We start from the raw sequence: 20,023 nt of genomic DNA, 5'->3' as shown, positions 1-20,023 counted from the left end.
TTCCGCTCAGGCGACCGAGGTCTCCCAGCCGCCGCGGCGGTAGGCGCCGGTGGCGACGAGCACGAGCAGCCCCACCACCGCGGCGCCGAGGATCACGGCGCCCATCGCGGCGGAGTCGCCACCGAAGACGCTCACGAGCGGCGCCACGGTCGCCGCGACACCGGACTGCGAGACGCCGATCAGGGCCGCGGCCGAGCCGGCGCGCTCACCGTGGCGCTGCAGCGCGAGCGTCGAGGCGTTGGGCGAGACCATCGAGGCGGCGGCGAACATCAGCCAGAGCGGCACGATCAGCCCGACCAGCCCACCGAACCCGGTCAGTGTGACCACGAACACGGCAACGGCGAACAGCATCGTCAGCGGGGTGGCGAGGCGAAGCAGCCGGATCGGCGAGAAGCGACGCACCAGGGTGGCGTTGATCTGGGAGCCGATGACCAGGCCCAGGCCGACCACCGCGAACAGCAGCGCGAACTGGCTCTCGGTCAGCCCGTATCCCACGCGGATCACGAACGGCGAGGCGGCGACGTAGGAGAACACCGCGGCCATCGTCAGACCGGGCAGCAGCGCGAACGCGAGGAAGGTCGGGTCCTTCACGAGGACTCTGTAGGAGGTGGCGACCGCGCGGGTGCTGGTGAGGCGGTTCGCGGGCGGCAGCGTCTCGGGCATGAACTTCCACACGATGCCCAGGAGCGCGACGCCGAACAGTGCGAGGAACACGAACACCGCACGCCAGCCCCACGTCTGGGCGATGGCGCCACCGATCGTCGGCGCGAGCATCGGAGCGACGCCGATGACCAGCATCAGGCGGGACAGGACGGCGGACGCCTCGGAGCCAGTGAGCCGGTCCCGGATGATCGCCATCGCCGTGACGCCGGCCGCTGCGTTGCCGATGCCCTGGATGATCCGGAGCGCGATCAGCGGCACCACGTCCATCACGGCGATGCACAGCAGCGAGGCGACGATGTGGACGAGGAGGCCGATCATCACCGGTGCGCGGCGGCCGAACCGGTCCGAGAGCGGGCCGATGATGAACTGGCCGAGCGCGCCACCGATGAGGGTGGCGGTGATCGTGAACGCGGCGCTCGCCTCGGTGGTGCCGAGGTCAGCGGCCACCTCGGGCAGCGAGGGCAGGTACGTGTCCGTGGTGAAGGCACCGATCGCGCACATCGAGCCGAGCAGCAGGACCAGCTTGAAGGTCCACATCTTGCTTCGGGGTGCGACGACGGCGACCGCGTCAACGGGTGCGACAGGGATGGGCTGAGGGCGGGCGGAGATCGTCGTCATGCGGGCGGCAACTTCTGAAGTCGAAACGTTTCGTGTCGTCGCCAAGTGTGACAGGTCCGGGCGCGCCGGGTCGAATCGATACGACGCGACGCGCCGTGACTTCACATGATGTTCACGCGCGGTGTGGTGGCGGTCTCCCTACCGCAGGATTTCGCGGCCTCGGGCGGGTCAAGACTTCGCTGCGCGAGCGGCTGCCTTGGCTGCCTTCTTGTACTCGCGCACCTGCGCGAGGGATGCGCCGTCGACGACGTCGGCCACCGAGCGGTGGGAGCCCTCGGTGCCGTAGTCGCCGGCCGCCTCGCGCCACCCCGCTGCCTGCACGCCGACCTGCTTGCCGAGCAGCGCCAGGAAGATGCGCGCCTTCTGGTCGCCGAAGCCCGGGAGCGCCTTCAGTCGGCGCAGCACCTCGCGGCCATCGGGCTCCCCCGCGGTCCAGATGCCGGCGGCGTCGTTGTCGTACTCCTCGGCGATCACGGCGCAGACCGCCTGGATGCGCCCTGCCATCGAGCCGGGGAACCGGTGCACGGCCGGAGGGGTGGCGCAGATGGCGGCGAACTCCTCGGGATCCATCGCGGCGATGGCCCCGGCATCCAGGTCACCGATGCGGTCGGCGAGCTTGCGAGGACCGGCGAAGGCAGCCTCCATCGTCATCTGCTGGTCGAGCAGCATCCCCAGCAGCAGTGCGAGCGGGTCCTCCGAGAGCAGCCGGTCGGCCGCCTCGTTCCCGGTGAGGTGAAGATCCAGGTCCATGCCCAGCATCGTGCCACCTCGGGCGGGCGTGGCGGCCACCGTTCGGGGCGTCGACCTCGGAGACCGCGCCTCACTCCAGGACGAGGTCGAGGGGGTCGGTCGCTGCGATGGCTGTCACCACGGAGCCATCGTCGGCGCCTGCGGACCACTGGTGCAGCATGGTGACCACGGCCACCTGGTACTGGCCCGGGGGCAGCGGCACGGAGTCGCAGCCGATCAGGTTGCTTCCGAACGGGATCTCGACCTGGCTACCCGCGCTGAGGAAGTACTCCGATGCCGCGTCACTGGCCCAGGGATGTGTCATCACCCGGCCGTCCTGGATCACCACGACCTCCTGGTACATCGACCCTGCGAGCGGCTGCGTGACCGTGAGGCGAGAGTTGCCGCCGCTGATGTCGTCGGAGGCGTCACGCGGCGAGCGGATCGGGGTCTCGAGGACCATCTCGAAGCCGGTGGCGGGGGCTGGTGGGCTCCACGGACCACCGCACTCGAACGTCCACGGGGCCGCGCCGTCGGGCTGGCTCAGCTCGACCGGCGGGGTCTGCACGGACTCGTCGACGACGAGCGGGAACGGTCCACCCTGGGCCTGCTCGAGCCGCTCAGGGTCGCTGGCGTCTGCCTGGTCCATCGTGAGCAGTAGGTACATGTCGTACTCGCCGGAGCCGAGCAACCCTCCCGCGCACGCGTAGGACCCGGTGACCCGGAACGGCACCGCATCACCGGCCGCCACCGCCAGCTCGGTGCCACCCTCGGCACCCCAGAAGGGCTGGTCGGGCTGGTCGGGCTGGCCGGGCTGGTCGATGGTCGCGACGACCACGCCGTCACCGTCCACGACGACGGCGTGGTGGTACGCGACGAGGCCCCCGATGTCGGTGGACCCGGTGTTCTGCACCTGGGTGAGCCACTGACCGGCGCCTGCGCCGAGCGTCTGTTCGGGACCCTGGGTGACGACCAGCTGCGACGTGCGCTCCGGCAACCCGCTGAACGTGTCCCCGCACTCGGGGTAGACCGGGTCCGACCAGTCGCCGGGATCGGTCTCGGCATCGCCCGTGGGCTCGCCCGACGGCTCGTCGGCGGGGTCGGTGGTCGGTTCGTCCGTGGCGTCGCTCGTGGATTCAGTCGGGTCGCTTGTTGAATCGGTCGGCTCGTCCGTCGACGCGGTCGTGGTCGGCGTGGCCGGTGGGTTGGGGTCGTTGGTGAAGCCGCCGACCTGCCAGACCGCGGCCGCGATGAGGCCGACCGAGGCCAGCCCAGCCATCACAGACCCAGCCGCGCGACGCCGTCGGGCACTCTTCACTCGCCCAGCGATCGAGGACCCATCGGGGCCTGCGTCGTCATCCATGCCTCCCTCGCGCAGCGAGCGCTCGAACAGGCCCTTCATGTCGTCGGCGTTCATGGCTTCCCTCCCGCCGTCGAATCGGCATCGTCGGACAGGCTCGCCGCCAGGATCGCTCGTCCGTCGCTCAGGTAGCGCTTGACCGAGCCGTCGGCGATACCGAGCTCGCTGGCCACCTGTGACACCGGGAGGTCGCCGTAGTAGTGCAGCACCACGCACGCACGCACCTGCGGAGGCAGCTGTGCGAGCGCGGTGGTGGCATCGACGGCGTCGTCCACGGACGCGGCCGCGGACTCGTCCCGGTCCGGCCGTGCGACGAGATGTCGAATGCCGACCCACCGACGCCGCCGTCGGTAGGAGTCGAGATACAGGTTGAGGATCGTGCGGCGCAGGTACGCCGCAGCCTCGTGCGGCTCGACACCTTTCGCCACCTGTGCCGCGCTACGACGTCTGCTGAGCGCACGGACGAACGCCTCCTGGACCAGGTCCTCGGACTCGCTCCGGTCCCCGCAGAGCAGAAAGGCCGTGCGGTGGAGTCGCTGGCCATGGTCACGCACCAGCGTGGCCAGCGTCTCTTCCCACGAGCTCACGGTTCCCCCTGTCTTCGGCTCCTTCATCGTGTCTCACGAACGAGCGGTCGTCTCGGTTGGGTCCGGCGCGTCGCGAGTTCGCCGCGGGCGGTGAGCGCCACGCGCGCCCTCAGGATCGAACGACTGGGTTCCGTGGGGATGGTCGCGTCGTTCCGGATCTCCCGGCGCGTGTATCTGTGCACAGGGAGCCTCGTGGCGGTGTGGGTGGCCGCGTCTAGGTTGTCGCTGCGGAGTTCTGGGCTGACGGCGGAGCGGCGGATCTCCGTTGGAATCTTGCCGAAAGCCTTGCCCATGTCGGACACTACTCCTATACTGGACGTATGTTCGAAGAAGGTCTCGACGGCGAGTCGCAGCAGGGCGGCCAGGCTGAGCTGCCTGGGACCAGCCTCGGTGAGGCGATCCCTGTCGATACCGGTCCGGCTGAGGTCACTCGCGCTGACACCCGCCCGGCTCGGGCCACCGCCGCTGGGGTCGATCCGGCCGAGGCCACGCCGCCGGCCTGGAGCCTGCCGGCTGAGGTCGCGGAGCGGGAGTGGGTCGAACGCGAACCGGGCATCTTCGTGGAGGCGGGGAACGCGGTCTGGGACCAGCACGACTGGACCCAGGTGCCGATCGTGCCCCACAGCGATGAACCGCCTGCAGAGTGGCTGGAGGCACTCGAAGAGGAATGGCGGAGCGCGCCGACCAACCCTGAGCTGGGGCCGATCGGCTGGTTGGAGGAGGTCCCTGCCTCCGGGTACCTGATGAACGAGCTGGAGAACCTGCCCGCCGGCATCGTGCACAACGACTACGACGCTCTGGAGCTGGTCGCGCACTGGTCGCGGCTGGTCTCCTACGCCGGGGCGAAGATGCGCGAGGCGGTCGCCGAGCTGGCCAGCAGCGAGCACCTCGACCAAGCACTCGGAAACCTGCAACACCTGAACATCAAGGTCAACGACCCCAGCATCGCCGGCGACGAGCTCGCCCTGCGCCTCGGGCTCGGCAAACGAGCCGCCAGCAGGCTGGTCCGCTCGGCGAAGCTGCTCACCGGTCCCGCCGGACCCACCGCCGAAGCCCTCGAGACCGGTCAGATCGACCCCAGCAAAGCCGACATCATCGCCCTGGGCATCGAGGACCTCGGCCTGGAGGAAGCACTACAGGTCCAAGATCTCGTGCTACCCAAGGCATCCCACACCACCGCCACCGCCATCCGGCGCGCGATCGCCACCGCCAGAGCCACCGTGCTCCCAGAGAGGTTCGAGCAGCGCTGCCAGCGAGCCGCTGCTCAGCGGCGGGTCGACCCGCCCCGAGTACTGCCCGATGGCATGGCCAGCATCTATGCCCTCATGCCCGCGGTGGACGCCACTCAGGTCTACCGCGCCCTGGACGCCGCCGCCCGCTCCGCCAAGACAAGCGGCGACGAACGGACCCTCGACCAGCTCCGCTCCGACGCCCTCGCACTCATGGGCGCCACCGCCACCCTCACCGGCATGATCGGGCCCTGCCCCCATCCCGCCCACGACACCACCCCGCAGTCAGATGCAGGCGAGCAAGCCGAGACCAATCGCAGCACCGGGAGAGCCGCTGACCCGCCGGATCTGCCTGCGAATCGACCTCGGTCGGGACCCGCCACGCGGACAGGACCACCAGATCCGACCACCGGCAGCGCTCCGGCAGCCAAGCAGCAACGACCCCTGGAGCCGCCTGGCCACACCGGTGCCACAACAGCCACCGCAGCCACAACGACAGGCGCTGCCACGCGAGCCGGAGCCGACCCAGCGATGCGTACCGCAGCCGGTGCCAGCATCGGCACCTACCCGACCCCGGGGCAGCGCATGCGCGTCGGAGACATCGGCGGCAAGTCCGCGCACGTGCGCGTCGTCATCCCGCTGACCTCACTGATGGGAGGCCCAGGCGGACCAGCAGCAGACCTACCCGGCTCCGACCAACCCGCGACCCTCGACGGCTACGGACCCATTCCTGCCAGCATCGCCCGCGCCCTGGCAGCCGGCGGACCCTGGGCGCGCATGGTCACCGACCCCGTGGACCGCACGGTTCTCGAGGTGAGCAGCGAGAAGTACCGCCCCACCGTCGCCATGGCCGAGCTCGTCCGCGCCGCCCAGCCGGAGTGCGTACGCCCGGACTGCACCATCTCCTCGGACAGCTGCGACCTGCACCACCACGTCCCGTGGCCCCTGGGAGCCACCACGGTCATCAACCTCGACCCCGGATGCCGCCGCGACCACCTCCTGCTGACTCACGCCGGCTGGACCTACACTCACAACCCCGACGGCAGCTACACCTGGACCACCGCCACCAACCACACCTACCTGCAACACCCCGACGGTCAGATCACCATGATCCGACCGTCCTACGGACCGGGCGCCAGCAGCGAGGTCAGCGACCTCGCGGCAAGCCAGAGCACCGCGAACCGGCAGCCGAGCGGAGGCTGGGCACCCGCGCAGCGGTACACCACCGACGACGCCCCACCGCCCTTCTGAACCGTCCGTCGTCGCCTACCACGCCACGTTGCTCGCTGCGATGCCCGGGTCGCTGCACACTCCCGGTTCTTCAACCGGCAGGGTGCGGCGCGTGGCGAGCGGGGCTGGGCCCTTCGGTCAGTCAGTGACGCGCACGGTGACGTTCTGCTCCGTGTACGGGTCGCCGACGATCGGATAGGCGGAGATCAGCGTGCCGTCTGCGGCGGCACCCGTCACGACCGCCGAGGCGAGGATGGCGTCGCCTTCGAGGACCAGCACGCGTGCACCATCAGGGACGGTGAGCGGCGCGGTGGACCCGGCTGGGACGGAGACCATCGACTCCTCGAGGGCCGAGCCGGTCTCGTCATAGGCGACGACGCCGACCTCGACGCCGGCGCTGCCCGGGTTGGTGACCGTCGCGCTCACCACGTCGACGAGGTCGCTCGGGATCGGCAGCACGCCCCTGTCGACCGGCGCTGACGCCGGCAGCCAAGCAATGTCGACCGGGGGTGTGTCGGGATCGACCTCGCCGGCCGTCCCGGTCCGCGTCAGCCGCACGGCCCCGGTGACCGGTACATCCGAGGTGACACGGATCCCGTAGCTGCCCGTCGGCACGCCCGCCAGCGAGATATCGGCCACGGTGCCCGGCTCGATCACCGAGGCCTCTGCCCCCGCGAGCACCGACACGCCCTCGGGCCCCAGCATCTCCACCGTGACCGTCGCAGCGTCGGCTCCTGGGTTGACCAGGCGGAGCAGCGCCGCGGCGCCCGCCTCCTCGGTGAGCGCGACCCCGGCGACCGTGAGGCTCGTGGCCGGGTCAGCGGTCGAAGACACGGTCTCGGTCCCCGCCGCGATCAGGCCATCGAGCGAGCTGTCCTGGATGGTGGGAACCACGCGGCCGCCCTCGACGTCCACGCGGATCGCGAGCCGCGGCTCGAGCGAGATCGTCTCCAGGAGCACGGTACGCACGCCCCCGGCCGGCACCACGATGGGCGCGATGTCCGGCAACGGACCTGTGGCGCCCCACCCCGACAAGGTGACCGACGCCGTCGTCTCCCCGGCGTTGGTGAGCACCAGCCGCGAGCTCGCACCCAGCTGCGTCGAACCACCCACGACGAGGGCGCTGCTCACCGGCTGCTGGCACGTCGAGAGCGCCAACCCCCGCAGATCACCCCCGTCGGCGCGCGCGATGCTGAGCCCACCGACCAGCGGCACACCGCCGTCGAACGGCTCCACCACCCCCACGTACGGGTCCGTCACATCGGGCTGGGAGATCGTCGCCAGCGACCCGACCGTGCCCGCATCGCCGGCCTCCTGGCCGATGGGACCCACCGTCATCAGCGGCGCATCGTCACTCCCGACGGCGGTCAGCTCGCTGAGCGTGGCAACCGCACCGCCACCGGTCCCCAGGTCCGGGTCGTACTCGACGTCCTCCCCCGCTGCCGCCGTCGGCAGCGTGGGCACCGGCGCACACACCCACGTGGTCGCTCCAGCCCCGACGTTCAGCGCCTCGATCTCGACCTCGCGCGACTCGGGCGGGCCGACGAGCGTCGCCGCCAGCCCCACCCCCACCGTGAGGGCGAGCACGAGCAGCCCGCTCAGCGCGAGCCCGACCCGGCGGAGCACGCTCGACGTTCGTGAGGTCGCCATCAGTCCTGCTCCTCCAGCGGTTCGAGCCGACGGCGGCGCGTGGGCAGGGCGATCAGAGCGACCACCACGAAGGTGAACCCGATCACGATGCGCCAGGGCGTGGCCAAGGGGTCGTCGTACCGCACCACGAGCTCACCGCTCACACCGGCGGGGACCTCGAAGGCTTGCTGCCAGCCGTGGGTCACGGCGCGAAGCTGGTCGCCGTCGAGCCAGGCGTGCCACCCGGCATCGGGGCGCTCCGCCAGCACCAGCGTGGCCGCACCCTCGGTAGCGGGAAGCTCGGTCCTCACCCCGACCACGTCGGCCGGGACCCGCGTCGTCGTGCCGTCCGCGGCCACGAGCAGGACCCGCCCGACGGCGGTCTCCTCGGTGCTGACCCGCCACACGACACCCGAGTCGTTCTCGGTCACACGCTCCAGGCCCCGCACGCTGTCGAGCAGGGCGATCAGGCGATCACGCCCCACGTCGTCGGACGTGCTGCCCGTCACCGCGGAGTCCAGCGGCGGCACCACCACGACGCCCACCGCATGGCCGGCCAGCGCGTCGGCAGCCCCGCTGAGGGTGCCCGTGGCCAGCCCGGCCACGATCGTGCGCAACGAGTCCGTCACGGGGTCGATCTCGGTCCGGTCAAGATCAGCCAGCGCGAGGGCCGAGGAGGTCTCGGTCAGCTGCGGGCCGGGCAGCCGCCAGAGCTCGGCGTCGACGACGCCGGTGTCCGTCGCCCACAGCGCCAGCACCCGGGCACGCGCGTCAGAGGTCTGCAGCTCATCGCCGATCGCCGGGACCGGGTCCGTGTGCCGGGTCGTGAGCGTCAGCACCTCGCTGCGCAGCATCGTTGTCCAGCCCACAGCGGCGAGCGCGATGCCACCGACCAGCACGATGCTGATCAGCGCCACACCCAGCTGACGCCAGCCGAAGTTCCGTCCGTGCAGGGCCGCACGCAGCCCGCCCCAGCCGATCGCCGTCGAGGTGACCAGCCCGAGCAGCAGCAACGACGTGCCGGCCCCGCCCCACCCGTTCGCCACGACCGCCGTGCCGTCTGCCCGCTGCGCGATACCCACCTCGACGCGCGGCGCCAGCACGGCCGCCGCCGCACCCACGGCCGCCACGAGCCAGGCGAACCGGACACCTCTGGCCAGCGCGCCGCCGCGGGCGAGCGACACGACGGCTGCCACAGCCACGGTCGCCGATGCCGCGAGCACCAGCCACTGAGAGACCGATGCGATCCCGGCCGCCGGCGGGTCCTGCGGCCAACCGAGCAACGCGAGGAGCGGCGTCGACGTCGGCGTCGCCATCACAGCACCGGGACCGGACAGCAGCAGCCGCCAGCCGCCGTCGACCTGGAGCGCGTGCGTCAGCAGCGGCCCCAGCAGAACCAGCGGCGGCACCGCCACCAGCAGCAGCCGCGACCGGCCTGCCACCCCCTTGCGCGGCAGCAGCAGCGCGAGCGCGAGGAGACAGAGCAGAGCCGCGGGCAGCAGAACCGGCGCACCGGCAGCGGCAGCTGCCAGGCACAGCCCCGCCGCCGCAGCGGCGCCGATCGAGCCGACCCCGGATGGCTTCGCCACGATCGTCGCGAACTCCTCCTCCTCGGCCTCGTAAGGCTCGGCCGTGTTGGAAACGATCGCGGGGGCCTGCTCAAGATCCTCGCTGTCGGACGCCCCGTGCGGCTTCTCGGCTGCGGCACTCCGTTCCGAGGTCTCGACGGCGGAGCCTGGCTTCTCCGCCTCGCCCTCACCCTGGGCCTCGGCGGCCCCGAGCGCGTCCAGCTCCTCGCCGGAGAGCACCCGCTGGATCTGACCGGTGGGGGCGTCGTCGGCCACGGCCGCGAGTGCCGCGAGGCGGCGCTTGCGCAGCTCCGCGGCGGGAGCGGTGATCACACGGGGCTCCACGCGGCGGGCACCGACCAACCCCGAGACCACGACATCCCGGCGGTCCAGACCGAACGCGCGCGCGAGCCCGAGAGCGACGAGCGGCAGCAGCACGTGCGCCACCAGCGGACCGAGCCGACCCCCCGCGATCGCGAGCACGAGCGGTGGCGCGAGCGCCCAGATCACCGCAGCCCACGCGCGCAGCGCGAGCGAGCGGGTCGCGGCGCCCGAGGCGAACCAGGCGGTCAGCGCCGACAGCGGGATCGCCAGCACCAGCACGATCGAGATCGTCACCCACACCGGCGTGCCGAAGGGCCCACCGGTCAGCGCCGACAGCACCCCCAGCACCATGAGGAACGGGTCGGCAGGAACCGCCCAGCCATCCCCGGTCGCGAGCCACGGCGAGGTGGCCGCACGCCAGAGCTCCGCGAACGAGCCGTCTGCGGGCAGCAGCGCACCACCCAGCAGCGGCCCGGAGAACGCGATCGGCGCCAACGTGATCCCCGCGACCGCCGCCGCCAGCACGAGCACACCGGCAAGCACCAGCCGCCGGCGCCTGCCGAGCGCGGCGCGCTCCTTCATCTCCAGCTCCGACGGCGCGCGCACCGTGCGTCGCTGCGCCGCCGCCTGCAGTCGCTTGTCGCGGCGCACGCCGAGGACATCGCCCCAGCTCGCCTGCAACGGCCGCAACCGGCTCCGCGACCCCGCCCGCGTCAGCCGCTTGCGCGCACGCAGCACCGAGCGCCAGCCCCCCAGGGCGGCGAGCGGGGCCCAGAGCTCGTCCGCGACGAGCGGGATCTCTTTCGACACCAGCCGTCCGACCGCGCGCACGGGTGCAGCCACGAGGGCCAGCAGGGCGACCAGCGGGACGAACGGCGCCCGCGCCTCGGTCAACCGGCTGTGCAGGATCGAGGTGCGGCGCTTGCGAAAGCTGTGCGTCGGGTCGGGCTCGGGTGCGCGGCGCCCCTCGCGCCGCAGCCCCAGGTAGCTGGCGCGCGCATGCCGAACAACGGCCCGCGGCACGACCACCACACGATGCCCGGCGAGCCGCGCCCGGCGGCTGATGTCACGCCCGTCGCCGAACGGTCCGAGCGCCGGGTCGGGACCGCCGAGGGTCGCGAAGAGCTCGCGATCCACGAGCATCCCGGCCGTGCCCACGGCGTCGATGTCCTCGCGGTCGTCGTGCTGCCCCTGGTCGACCTCGCCATCCTCGATCCCGGTGAAGCGCTGCAGGTCCCGCGTGTACCGGGCGCCCACCGAGACCAACCGGTCGGGGTGATTCCACGCGACCTGCTTGCTCCCGGCCACCGCGATCGAGCGCCCGGTCTCCACCACCTGGGTCAGCGCGGCCAGCGCGCCCGGCAGCGGAGCCGAGTCGTCGTGCAGCAGCCACAGCCACGGGGTGTCGATGCCGGCCGCCGCTGCCGCGGAGATCACCGCCGGCCCGATCCCCTCGGCCCCGTCGACGGCCGCGAGGTCCGCCGCGAGCCCGGCGTCCTTCGCCAACTCCTTGATCGAGCCGGCCTCGATCTCGGCGTGCGCGACCACCACACGGTCCGGCGCGACCGTCTGCGCCGCGAGCGCCTCGAGGGTCTGCTGAAGATACGGACTGTCCCCGACGACGACCACCACCGCGGTGACGCGGGCGCGCGAAGGTCGGCTCATGTCGGGGGGATGAACGCGGTCAGACCGCGCGAGAGTTCAGCTGACCAGCCTGCTTCAGCTGCTTGACCTTGCGACGTTCGCGCTCGGAGAGCCCGCCCCAGATCCCGAACCGCTCATCGTGCATCAGCGCGTACTCGAGACACTCGACCCGTACCTCGCACGAGGCACAGACGCGCTTCGCCTCGCGTGTCGACCCGCCCTTCTCGGGAAAGAACGCCTCAGGATCCGTCTGGGCGCACAGCGCTCGCTCCTGCCAACCGAGGACGCCCTCGTCCTCGTCGACCCCGAACATGGCAACCAGGGGGGATGGCGCGGCTGGCTGCGGCGTGTTGCCTAAGCTCAGCGGGCCGTCCCCGAGTATGTTCCACACCGCCGGTTCCCCTCGTCTCAGTCGATGTTCATGATCCGCCGGGTGATTCCGCGGCTGCTGCGACCGTGCTGCCGACCTTGCCAGCACTGCTCGTGGTCGCTGTTGCTTGGTCCTGCTGTCGTGGTCCCACCGTGTGCTCACCCGGGCGGTACACCTAAATTACACGCGTGTTATCCCCTGGAGTCAAGCCCGGTGCGTGCTATACCTCGCGAACGTGACCCCTTCTGTCCTCAGCACACTCGCCCAGTGGGAGCCCAGCGCGCCCCGTCTCACCTGGTACGGACAGGACGGCGAACGCGTCGACCTCTCGGGCCGCGTCCTCGCGAACTGGGTCGTCAAGGCTGCGAACCTGCTGGTCAGCGAGTGCAGCGCCGCTCCGGGCTCGCTCGTGCAGCTCGATCTCCCAGCCCACTGGCGGCTCCTCGTGTGGACCCTCGGGGCCTGGGCCGTGGGCGCCGAGACCCGGCTCGACGGCGAGAGATCGGGTTCTGAGATCGTCGTCACCGACCGCCCCGATCGATGGCTCGACGGCGGTGCCGACGACCTCGTGGCCGTCGCCCTTCCTGCTCTTGCCCGAGCCTGGCCGACGGCGTTGCCCCCCGGCGTGATCGATGGCGCGGCCGAGCTGATGGGCCAGCCGGACGAGCCGTTGTTCGCCGCAGCGCCGCCGCGGCGTGCCCCGCTGGCGGCGGATCCCGATCAGCGGGTGCTGCTGATCGCCGAGGATCCTGCGACGCTCGTCGAGCAGGCGTGGTCCGCCTGGGCCCAGGGCGGCTCCGCCGTCGTCGTGACACCCCGGCAGCAGGCCGAGCTGGCCTCGATCCGGGACCAGGAGGGCGTCAGGGCACCGTGATCTGCGCGAGGCGACCTTCGCCGTCGAGCACCACAGGAGTTCTGGACGCCGGCACGAACGCGGCCTGGCCACGACTCAGGGTGACCTGGTCGCCGTCGTGCGTGGCGACGACCTCGGCGTCGAGCGAGATCAGCACCCGCGGCCCGCGGCCGGGAATGGTGACGGAGGCGCCGTCTCCTGTCGCGACCGCCAGCTCGAAGTCGTCGACGGGGGCGTAGAACACCTCGACGTCGTCGTTGATGTGCTCGGGCGCCACGCGCACCGGCGGTGCGGCGATCCAGTCGACGGTGCGCAGCACCTCGTCCGGATCGACGAACTTGCTCGTGAGACCGGCGCGCAGCACGTTGTCCGAGCTCGCCATCACCTCGAGGCCGAGCCCGGAGAGGTAGCAGTGCACGCCGCCCGCGGGAACGAACAGCGCCTCCCCCGCGCGCAGCGACACCGGGTTCATCAGCAGCGACGCCACCGCACCCACGTCGCCGGGGAACGCGGCAGCGAGGACGCCGACCACCCGGTCGGCGCGCACCGACGGTGACTCGCCCGTGGCGAGCCGCGCCGCGCACGCGTCGACGGTCTCGGCCACAGCGGCAGCGTCGGGGCTGGTCGCGCGCTCGAGCAGCCTCGTGAACGCCGCGCGCACCCCGGCCGGACCCATGTCGGCACGGAGGGCGGTCAGGAGCGAGCGCGCCAGCTCGGTGTCCAGGCCCAGCAGCAGCTCGGTCGCGCGCCGAGCGGTGCGGAAGCCGGCGATCGCCTCGAACGGCTCGAGCGCGAAGAGCATCTCCGGCTTGTGGTTGGCGTCGGGGTAGCGGCGGTGCGGGACCCCCAGCGGGATCCCGGCGGCCTCCTCCTGCGCGTGGCCCGCCGCGGCCTGCTCGAGGCTCGGGTGCACCTGCAGCGACAGCGGGCCGGCCGGGGCGATCAGCTTGACGAGGTAGGGCAGCCGCGGTCCGAAACGCGCGAGCACGCCCTGCCCGAGCTGAGCCTGGGGGTCGGAGTCGATCAGGTCGCACAACGGAGCGCCGGAGCCGAGCGTGGCGGGCGCGCTCGCATGGGCACCGAACCAGACCTCGGCCACCGGGTCCTCGTGCGCCGGCTCCCCCAGCAGGTCGGGGATGGCGGTGCGCGAGCCCCAGGAGTACGCCTGCCGGGCGCCGGTCAACCTGTGGATCATGCGGCCCTCGGCCCAGCAACGCGGTCGGCGGTCCTCATGCGTGGCAGGGTACCGGTGTGAAGATCCTCAGCGTGGTCGGCGCCCGCCCCCAGTTCGTCAAGCTCGCCCCGGTAGCGGACGCGATCACAGCCAGCGGTGACGAGCACGTCATCGTGCACACCGGCCAGCACTACGACCCGCTGCTCTCGGACGTCTTCTTCGACGACCTCGGCATCCCCGCGCCGGACGTCCACCTCGGGGTCGGGTCCGGCAGCCACGGCAAGCAGACCGGTGCGATCCTCGCGGCCCTCGACGACGTGCTGGCCGAGCACAGCCCCGACTGGGTGCTCGTGTACGGCGACACGAACTCGACGCTCGCCGCCGCGGTCTCCGCCGTGAAGATGCACCTGCCGCTCGCGCACCTGGAGGCGGGGCTGCGCTCCTTCAACCGGGCGATGCCCGAGGAGCACAACCGGGTGCTGACCGACCACGCCGCAGACCTGCTGCTCGCCCCCACCGAGGTGGCGCTCGGGCACCTGCGCGACGAGGGGCTCGCCGAGCGCACCGTGGTGGTCGGTGACGTGATGACCGATGTGCTGTTCCGCACCCGCGGCACGGCCGATCCGGTGGCCGGCGCCGAGGACGCGATCGTCGCGACCATCCACCGCGCCGAGAACACCGACGACCCCGCGCGACTCGCCGCGATCATCGATGGGCTGGCCGGCCTGGACGAGCGCGTGCTGCTGCTCGCCCACCCGCGGCTGCGCGCCAAGGCTGCCGACGCCGGGATCGAGCTCAGCGCCGGCGGCGTCGAGGCGCGGGACCCGCTCAACTACCCCGCACTGGTCGCGAGCGTGGCCGCCTCCCGTGGTGTGGTGACCGATTCCGGTGGCCTGCAGAAGGAGGCGTTCCTGCTGCGGGTGCCGTGCACCACCGTGCGCACCGAGACCGAGTGGACCGAGACCGTCGATCTCGGCTGGAACGTCCTGGTGGAGCCCGATGGCATCGCCGCCGCCGCTTCCCGGCCCCGGCCTGCGGCCACGGACGCCGCCCCCTACGGCACCGGTGACGCCGCCGAACGCACGGTCGAGGCCCTCACCGAGCACCTGCGCGCGTGAGGTCGCCCCTCACCGGATGAGGAACGAGGCCGCCATCACCCGCAGCGGCGCCTCCCGTGCGAGCACATACCCCGGGTCGCGGGTCATCAGGGTGCGTGGCACGCCGTGCCGGCGGCGCGCGCGGGCGAGCGCGATCAGCTGGTCCGCGTCACCGGAACCGTCGAGGATCCGGTCGAGCAGTGCCCGGTCGGCGATCGAGAGCACGGCGTCCATCCCCGGGGCGGCCGTCAGCATCGTGCGACCCACCGTGGCGAGGTCGGCGCGCTCCCGCTCGGTCCACCACGCGGGGTCGGGCCGGTTGAGCACTGCGCCGAACAGATGGATCCGGGTGAGCTTCACGCACACCGCGCGGCGCTCCTGGAGCTCCAGCGCCTCGAACCACCGGCGCTTGACGAGCCGCCGTACGAACGCGAGCTCGTCCTTGATGGGCCGGGTGGACATCGTCACGCGGTCGGTAGCGTCGCCGCCGATCCGGTAGGCGGGGCCGGACCGGTCGAACACCACCCGGCCGCGGAACCACAGCCGGGTGACGAACCCGACGTCCTCGCCGACCGCGACGTCGTCCATGCGGAGCCCCATCCGGATGATCGCGGCACGCGAGACGAGCCCGAGCGGCGCGCTGCGGTAGCTGAGCCGGTCGCGGACCGGATCGAGCACACCGCGCCGCCACGGCCGGGTGGGCGGCGTCGGGACGACCGACTCGTCGTCCCGCTCGAGCCGCGCGATCACGGCGTCGGCGTCGTGCTTCTTCGCGAGCCAGAACCACGAGGCCACCGCCCCTGGTGCGAGCGTGTCGTCGGAGCCCATCACCGCCACGAAGTGCGCGTCGGCCGCCTCGATGCCCGCGTTGAAGGGGCCGGCGGGCGAGCCCGTGCCGTCGCTGTGCTCGAGGAAGCGGACCTGCTCCCGATGCTGCTGCGGCAGCTGGGCGGCGATCGTGGCCGCGGGCACCTCGTGGCACACGATCGTCAGCCGGACGCCTTCACCGTTGTGGTCGAGCACCGACCGCACCGCGCGCGCGATCGGCCGCGCAGGGTCGTGGACGGCGATGACGACATCCACACCGGCGGTCGCTGCCGCCTCGGTCACCGGGACCTCTGCAGGTGGCGGTACTCGGCCACGTACCCCTGAGCGATCCGAGCCGGCGCGAACCGGTCGCCGATCGTCGCGGCGATCTCGCCGGCGGTGACGTGCTGGGTCCGCTTGTCGAGATCGACGATCGCGGCCGCGTACGCCTCCGGCCTCTGCTCAGCCACCAGCGCGCCCACCGCGGGGTCGATGTACTCGCCCTGCCCACCCGTCGCCCCGACGACCACCGGGCGCCCGTGCACGAGCGCCTCGGCGGCAGAGACGCAGAAGTTGTCGCCGCGGGTCGGCAGGAAGAACATGTCGGCCGCCTCCAGGGCGGCGCTCACCCCGCCGGGCTCCTGCGGACCCGCCAGCACGACGGCGTCGGCCACGCCGAGCTTGCGCGCGAGCGAGGTCACCTTGCGCGCGAGTCCCCCGCCGCCGACCCACGTCAGCTGCGCGGCAACCCCGCGGTCACGCAACGCGGCGATCGTGCGCACCGCCAGCAACGGGTCCTTGCGGTCGACGAGCCCACCGACCGCCACCAGCCGCAACGCCGCTGCCGGGCGCAGCGGGCGCCCGGCGAGGTGGGCACGGGGCGGCACGATGCAGCCGATGACGGCGGTCCGCCGCGGGTAGCGCGAGCGCCGGATCGGGCGCGCGAGGTAGTCGCAGACGGCGGTCACGGTCCGTGGCGCCTTCAGCAGCAGCCTCACCAGCCCGACCGCGGGTCGCAACGGCAGCGCCACCGTGCCCGGGTTGGTCAGCCCGGACCAGTGCTCGGTGTGGATCCACGGCACGCTCGGCCGGGTGAGCAGCATCGGAGCGAGCGTGCTCATCGCCATCGAGTGCACCAGGTCGGCGCCGGCGAGCGCTCGTGGCAGCTGCCGGGAGACCCGGATGATGTCCAGCGGGTTGGCGGGGCTCATCGGCAACCTGCGCACCCGGATGCCCTCGTGCTCGGTGACGGCCGCGCCGTCGTGCAGCCGGGGCGCCACGAGGTGGATCACCTCGACCGCGCTGACCTCGGGGTGCGCGGCGATCGCCGCCACGTCGTTCGCCACGAACACGCCCGACCCCGGCGCCCGATCGGTAGGGAACCAGGTCGTCACCACCACGATCCGCACACGCTCACGATAGCGGCCAACCCGGGAGGTGAGCGGCGAGCCTCCAGGCCCGCTGCGCCGTCGAGCGGTACAACGGAAGAGGCCCGGCCAAGTATGAGTTGGCCGGGCCTCGATCTCCTTGCGGAGACCCCTCCGAGAGGGAGGTCCGCTCATCATGGACCTGAGCCCAGTCCGCCGCAAGGCCCTTGGCGCACCAACTTCGTGCAGAGCAGCGGGTGCGATGATGGCTCGTATGCCACAGCTGCGCGTCGAACGCACCGGGGTGCGTCAGGGAATCGCGACCAACGATCGTGGCGGAGAGCTGCGCTACGGGCCGGTCGAGGTCCCCGGGTCGTTCACGCCGGGTGAGCTGCTCGCGGTCGCGCTCGCCGCGTGCAACATGATGAGCGCCGACCCGGCGCTGGTGCGCCGCCTCGGTGACGAGCTCGCAGCCCGCGGCCAGGTGACCACGATCAAGGACCAGAGCAGCAATGCCTACGTGGACGCCGCCGTCGACCTCGAGATCGAGGGAAGCCAGGATCTCGACGACGCGGCCTGGGCGGAACTGGTGGACGTCGCCACTCGTTCGATCGCCAAGGCGTGCACCGTGGGCCGCACGCTCGAGCGCGGTCTGCCCCACACCGTGACCATCCGACGAGGCTGAGGAGTCGAGATGCGGAAGAAGAACGAGAACCGCGAGAGGCCGAAGGGCATCGAGGGTGCGATCGATGCCGCGCTGGCGTTCCCGACCGATCGGGTCCGCGCGCACGTGGACAGGATCCGCAGCAAGCGACCCGACGCGACGCCCGCCGAGGTGATCCAGACCCTCGAGAAGCGGTACCTGCTCGCGGTGAGCACGTCCGGTGGTGCGGTGGGCGCGGCAGCGGCGCTGCCCGTGATCGGCACCGGCACCGCGCTGGCGCTCACCACCGGGCAGGTGGCCTCGTTCCTCGGCGCCTCGAGCCTGCTGGCGCTGGCAGTCGCCGACGTGCACGGCATCTCGACCGACGACCATGCCCGGCGGCGAGCGCTGCTGCTGACCTCCCTGCTCGGCGACGAGGGTCCCGAGCTCCTGGGCCAGCAGGTCGGGCTGAGCGCCGTGACGTGGGGTCGGACGCTGCTCACGCGGCTGCCGCTGGCGACGGTCAAGGCCGTGAACAAGACGCTCCGCGGCAGGATCGTCAAAGGCTCGGCCGCCAAGGTCGGTTCGCTGATGCTCGGTCGGCTGCTGCCCTTCGGGATCGGCGCGGCCGTCGGTTTCGCGGGAACCCGCGTCGTCGGCACCCAGATGATCGAGGGCGTGCGGAGCGCGTTCGGACCGCCCCCTGCCACGTTCGTGCGCGAGGTGAACGCGACCTTCGTCGTCGAGGACACGTTCGACGACGCATTGCGGCTGGAGTCCCGCCAGGGGCGCTCGGCGCCGTAGGGTGAGCGACGTGAGCCCCGACACGCAGTACGAGGATCTGCTGCGGACCGTGCTCTCCTCCGGTGCGGCGAAGTCGGACCGGACCGGCACGGGCACCCGTTCGATCTTCGGGCACCAGATGCGCTACGACCTGTCCGCCGCGTTCCCGCTGATCACGACCAAGCGCGTGCACGTGCCCTCGGTGGTCCACGAGCTGATCTGGTTCCTGCGCGGCGACTCCAACATCGCCTACCTGCGCGAGAACAAGGTCAGGATCTGGGACGACTGGGCCGACGACGACGGCGAGCTGGGCCCGGTGTACGGCGTCCAGTGGCGCTCGTGGCCCACCCCCGACGGCGGGCACATCGACCAGATCAGCAGGGTGCTCGAGCAGCTGCGCACGCAGCCGGACTCGCGCCGCATCATCGTCTCGGCCTGGAACGTGGCCGACCTCGACGAGATGGCCCTGCAGCCGTGCCACGCCCTGTTCCAGTTCTACGTCGCGAACGGCCGGTTGTCCTGCCAGCTCTACCAGCGCAGCGCCGACCTGTTCCTCGGGGTCCCGTTCAACATCGCGTCCTACTCGCTGCTCACCCACATGGTCGCGCAGCAGGTCGGGCTCGAGGTGGGCGACTTCGTCTGGACAGGCGGCGACGTGCATGTCTACGACAACCACACCGAGCAGGTCCGCGAACAGCTCAGCCGCGCGCCCCACCCGTTCCCGCGGCTCGAGCTCGCCAAGGCCGACAGCCTGTTCGACTACACGATCGACGACGTCAGCGTCGTCGACTACGTGCACCACCCCGCCATCAAGGCACCGATCGCGGTCTGACGGCACCGTGCTGGGCATGATCTGGGCGCAGTCGCGCAACGGCGTCATCGGACGCGACGGCGATCTGCCGTGGCGCCTGCGCGAGGACATGCAGCACTTCAAGCGCACCACCGGCAGCGATGCCGTGATCCACGGCCGCACCTCCTGGGAGGCGCTGCCGCCGTCGTTCCGCCCGCTCCCGGGGCGACGCAACATCGTGCTCACCCGCCAGCCCGGGTACGCAGCTCCCGGCGCCGAGATCGCCCACTCGCTCGCCGAGGCCCTCGCCCTGCTCGACGGCGCGGACACCTGGATCTGCGGGGGTGGCGAGATCTACGCCCAGGCGATGCCGGTCGCGGACGTCCTCGTGGTGAGCGAGATCGACATCGAGGTCGACGGTGACACCTTCGCCCCGGAGATCGGGCCCGGGTGGTCCGATCCTCAGGTGGGCGACTGGATCGAGGCCAGCAACGGCATGCGGTTCCGGGTGCTCACCTACCGCCGGGAGATGCTCCCCTAGCGGGAGCCCGTGACCGA

Annotated in this window: 17 protein-coding genes; 7 read left to right on the top strand and 10 right to left on the bottom strand. The window is 71.9% G+C overall.

What is annotated here, in order from left to right:
* Nucleotides 1-6: 6 nt before the first annotated feature.
* From GPA03_RS13005 to GPA03_RS12990, 4 genes are all read right to left on the bottom strand, one after another.
* Nucleotides 7-1,281, bottom strand: a complete 1,275-nt coding sequence (locus GPA03_RS13005; protein ID WP_241681287.1) for a multidrug effflux MFS transporter — start codon at nucleotides 1,279-1,281, stop codon at nucleotides 7-9.
* A gap of 168 nt (nucleotides 1,282-1,449) precedes the next feature.
* Complete coding sequence (locus GPA03_RS13000; RefSeq protein ID WP_156252419.1) at nucleotides 1,450-2,031, bottom strand: HhH-GPD-type base excision DNA repair protein; 582 nt, start codon at nucleotides 2,029-2,031, stop codon at nucleotides 1,450-1,452.
* Between the two features lie 70 nt (nucleotides 2,032-2,101).
* On the bottom strand, nucleotides 2,102-3,427 hold the full coding sequence (locus GPA03_RS12995; RefSeq protein WP_156252418.1) for a hypothetical protein: 1,326 nt from the start codon (nucleotides 3,425-3,427) through the stop codon (nucleotides 2,102-2,104).
* Nucleotides 3,424-3,984 carry an RNA polymerase sigma factor gene (locus tag GPA03_RS12990; RefSeq protein ID WP_156252417.1) on the bottom strand — a complete coding sequence of 187 codons (561 nt, stop codon included), beginning with the start codon at nucleotides 3,982-3,984 and terminating at the stop codon, nucleotides 3,424-3,426. Before GPA03_RS12990 ends, GPA03_RS12995 begins: the two co-directional genes overlap by 4 nt.
* Before the next feature lie 293 nt (nucleotides 3,985-4,277).
* Here GPA03_RS12990 and GPA03_RS12985 point away from each other — a divergent pair, with 293 nt between their 5' ends.
* Nucleotides 4,278-6,437 carry an HNH endonuclease signature motif containing protein gene (locus GPA03_RS12985; protein ID WP_156252416.1) on the top strand — a complete coding sequence of 720 codons (2,160 nt, stop codon included), beginning with the start codon at nucleotides 4,278-4,280 and terminating at the stop codon, nucleotides 6,435-6,437.
* Between the two features lie 117 nt (nucleotides 6,438-6,554).
* Here GPA03_RS12985 and GPA03_RS12980 read toward each other — a convergent pair whose 3' ends face one another.
* The 3 genes from GPA03_RS12980 to GPA03_RS12970 are packed head-to-tail and all read right to left on the bottom strand — an operon-like array spanning nucleotide 6,555 to nucleotide 11,894.
* Nucleotides 6,555-8,066 carry a DUF5719 family protein gene (locus GPA03_RS12980; protein WP_156252415.1) on the bottom strand — a complete coding sequence of 504 codons (1,512 nt, stop codon included), beginning with the start codon at nucleotides 8,064-8,066 and terminating at the stop codon, nucleotides 6,555-6,557.
* On the bottom strand, nucleotides 8,066-11,602 hold the full coding sequence (locus tag GPA03_RS12975; protein WP_156252414.1) for a glycosyltransferase: 3,537 nt from the start codon (nucleotides 11,600-11,602) through the stop codon (nucleotides 8,066-8,068). The genes GPA03_RS12980 and GPA03_RS12975 overlap by 1 nt, the downstream gene beginning before the upstream one ends.
* Before the next feature lie 19 nt (nucleotides 11,603-11,621).
* The gene (locus GPA03_RS12970; protein ID WP_194239522.1) at nucleotides 11,622-11,894 is read right to left on the bottom strand and encodes a WhiB family transcriptional regulator; all 273 of its coding nucleotides are present in this window, start codon (nucleotides 11,892-11,894) and stop codon (nucleotides 11,622-11,624) included.
* Between the two features lie 292 nt (nucleotides 11,895-12,186).
* On the opposite strand from GPA03_RS12970, the gene GPA03_RS12965 reads away from it, so the two are divergent.
* Nucleotides 12,187-12,825, top strand: coding sequence for a TIGR03089 family protein (locus GPA03_RS12965; RefSeq protein WP_241681286.1), 639 nt, complete (start codon nucleotides 12,187-12,189; stop codon nucleotides 12,823-12,825).
* On the opposite strand, the gene manA is transcribed toward GPA03_RS12965, so the two are convergent.
* Nucleotides 12,812-13,999, bottom strand: coding sequence for a mannose-6-phosphate isomerase, class I (gene manA / locus GPA03_RS12960; protein WP_206673545.1), 1,188 nt, complete (start codon nucleotides 13,997-13,999; stop codon nucleotides 12,812-12,814). The two genes, GPA03_RS12965 and manA, sit on opposite strands and share 14 nt — an antisense overlap.
* Before the next feature lie 56 nt (nucleotides 14,000-14,055).
* Between manA and wecB the strand changes: the two genes are divergently transcribed.
* Nucleotides 14,056-15,096 carry a non-hydrolyzing UDP-N-acetylglucosamine 2-epimerase gene (gene wecB, locus GPA03_RS12955; RefSeq protein WP_156252411.1) on the top strand — a complete coding sequence of 347 codons (1,041 nt, stop codon included), beginning with the start codon at nucleotides 14,056-14,058 and terminating at the stop codon, nucleotides 15,094-15,096.
* Nucleotides 15,097-15,105: 9 nt separating this feature from the next.
* Here wecB and GPA03_RS12950 read toward each other — a convergent pair whose 3' ends face one another.
* Together GPA03_RS12950 and GPA03_RS12945 are read right to left on the bottom strand one after the other, a co-directional pair.
* Nucleotides 15,106-16,185 carry a glycosyltransferase family 2 protein gene (locus GPA03_RS12950; RefSeq protein WP_156252410.1) on the bottom strand — a complete coding sequence of 360 codons (1,080 nt, stop codon included), beginning with the start codon at nucleotides 16,183-16,185 and terminating at the stop codon, nucleotides 15,106-15,108.
* Nucleotides 16,182-17,291 carry a glycosyltransferase gene (locus GPA03_RS12945; protein WP_162458364.1) on the bottom strand — a complete coding sequence of 370 codons (1,110 nt, stop codon included), beginning with the start codon at nucleotides 17,289-17,291 and terminating at the stop codon, nucleotides 16,182-16,184. The genes GPA03_RS12950 and GPA03_RS12945 overlap by 4 nt, the downstream gene beginning before the upstream one ends.
* A 232-nt stretch (nucleotides 17,292-17,523) precedes the next feature.
* Between GPA03_RS12945 and GPA03_RS12940 the strand changes: the two genes are divergently transcribed.
* Genes GPA03_RS12940 through GPA03_RS12925 form a run of 4 tightly spaced genes read left to right on the top strand, consistent with a single transcriptional unit; the run spans nucleotide 17,524 to nucleotide 20,006 of the window.
* A complete protein-coding gene (locus tag GPA03_RS12940; RefSeq protein WP_162458363.1) occupies nucleotides 17,524-17,934 on the top strand; it encodes an OsmC family protein in 411 nt (136 codons plus the stop codon).
* Nucleotides 17,935-17,943: 9 nt separating this feature from the next.
* Nucleotides 17,944-18,696: a hypothetical protein gene (locus GPA03_RS12935; RefSeq protein WP_156252407.1), complete on the top strand. Its 753-nt coding sequence runs from the start codon at nucleotides 17,944-17,946 to the stop codon at nucleotides 18,694-18,696.
* A gap of 10 nt (nucleotides 18,697-18,706) precedes the next feature.
* Nucleotides 18,707-19,507 carry a thymidylate synthase gene (locus GPA03_RS12930; protein ID WP_156252406.1) on the top strand — a complete coding sequence of 267 codons (801 nt, stop codon included), beginning with the start codon at nucleotides 18,707-18,709 and terminating at the stop codon, nucleotides 19,505-19,507.
* Nucleotides 19,508-19,523: 16 nt separating this feature from the next.
* On the top strand, nucleotides 19,524-20,006 hold the full coding sequence (locus tag GPA03_RS12925; protein ID WP_194239521.1) for a dihydrofolate reductase: 483 nt from the start codon (nucleotides 19,524-19,526) through the stop codon (nucleotides 20,004-20,006).
* Nucleotides 20,007-20,023: the final 17 nt, after the last annotated feature.

Origin of the sequence: Pseudactinotalea terrae (assembly GCF_009733845.1) — a bacterium.
GTDB lineage: Bacteria > Actinomycetota > Actinomycetes > Actinomycetales > Beutenbergiaceae > Pseudactinotalea > Pseudactinotalea terrae.
Note: the sequence above shows the minus strand (reverse complement) of the source record. Positions and strands in the feature narration are given on the sequence as shown.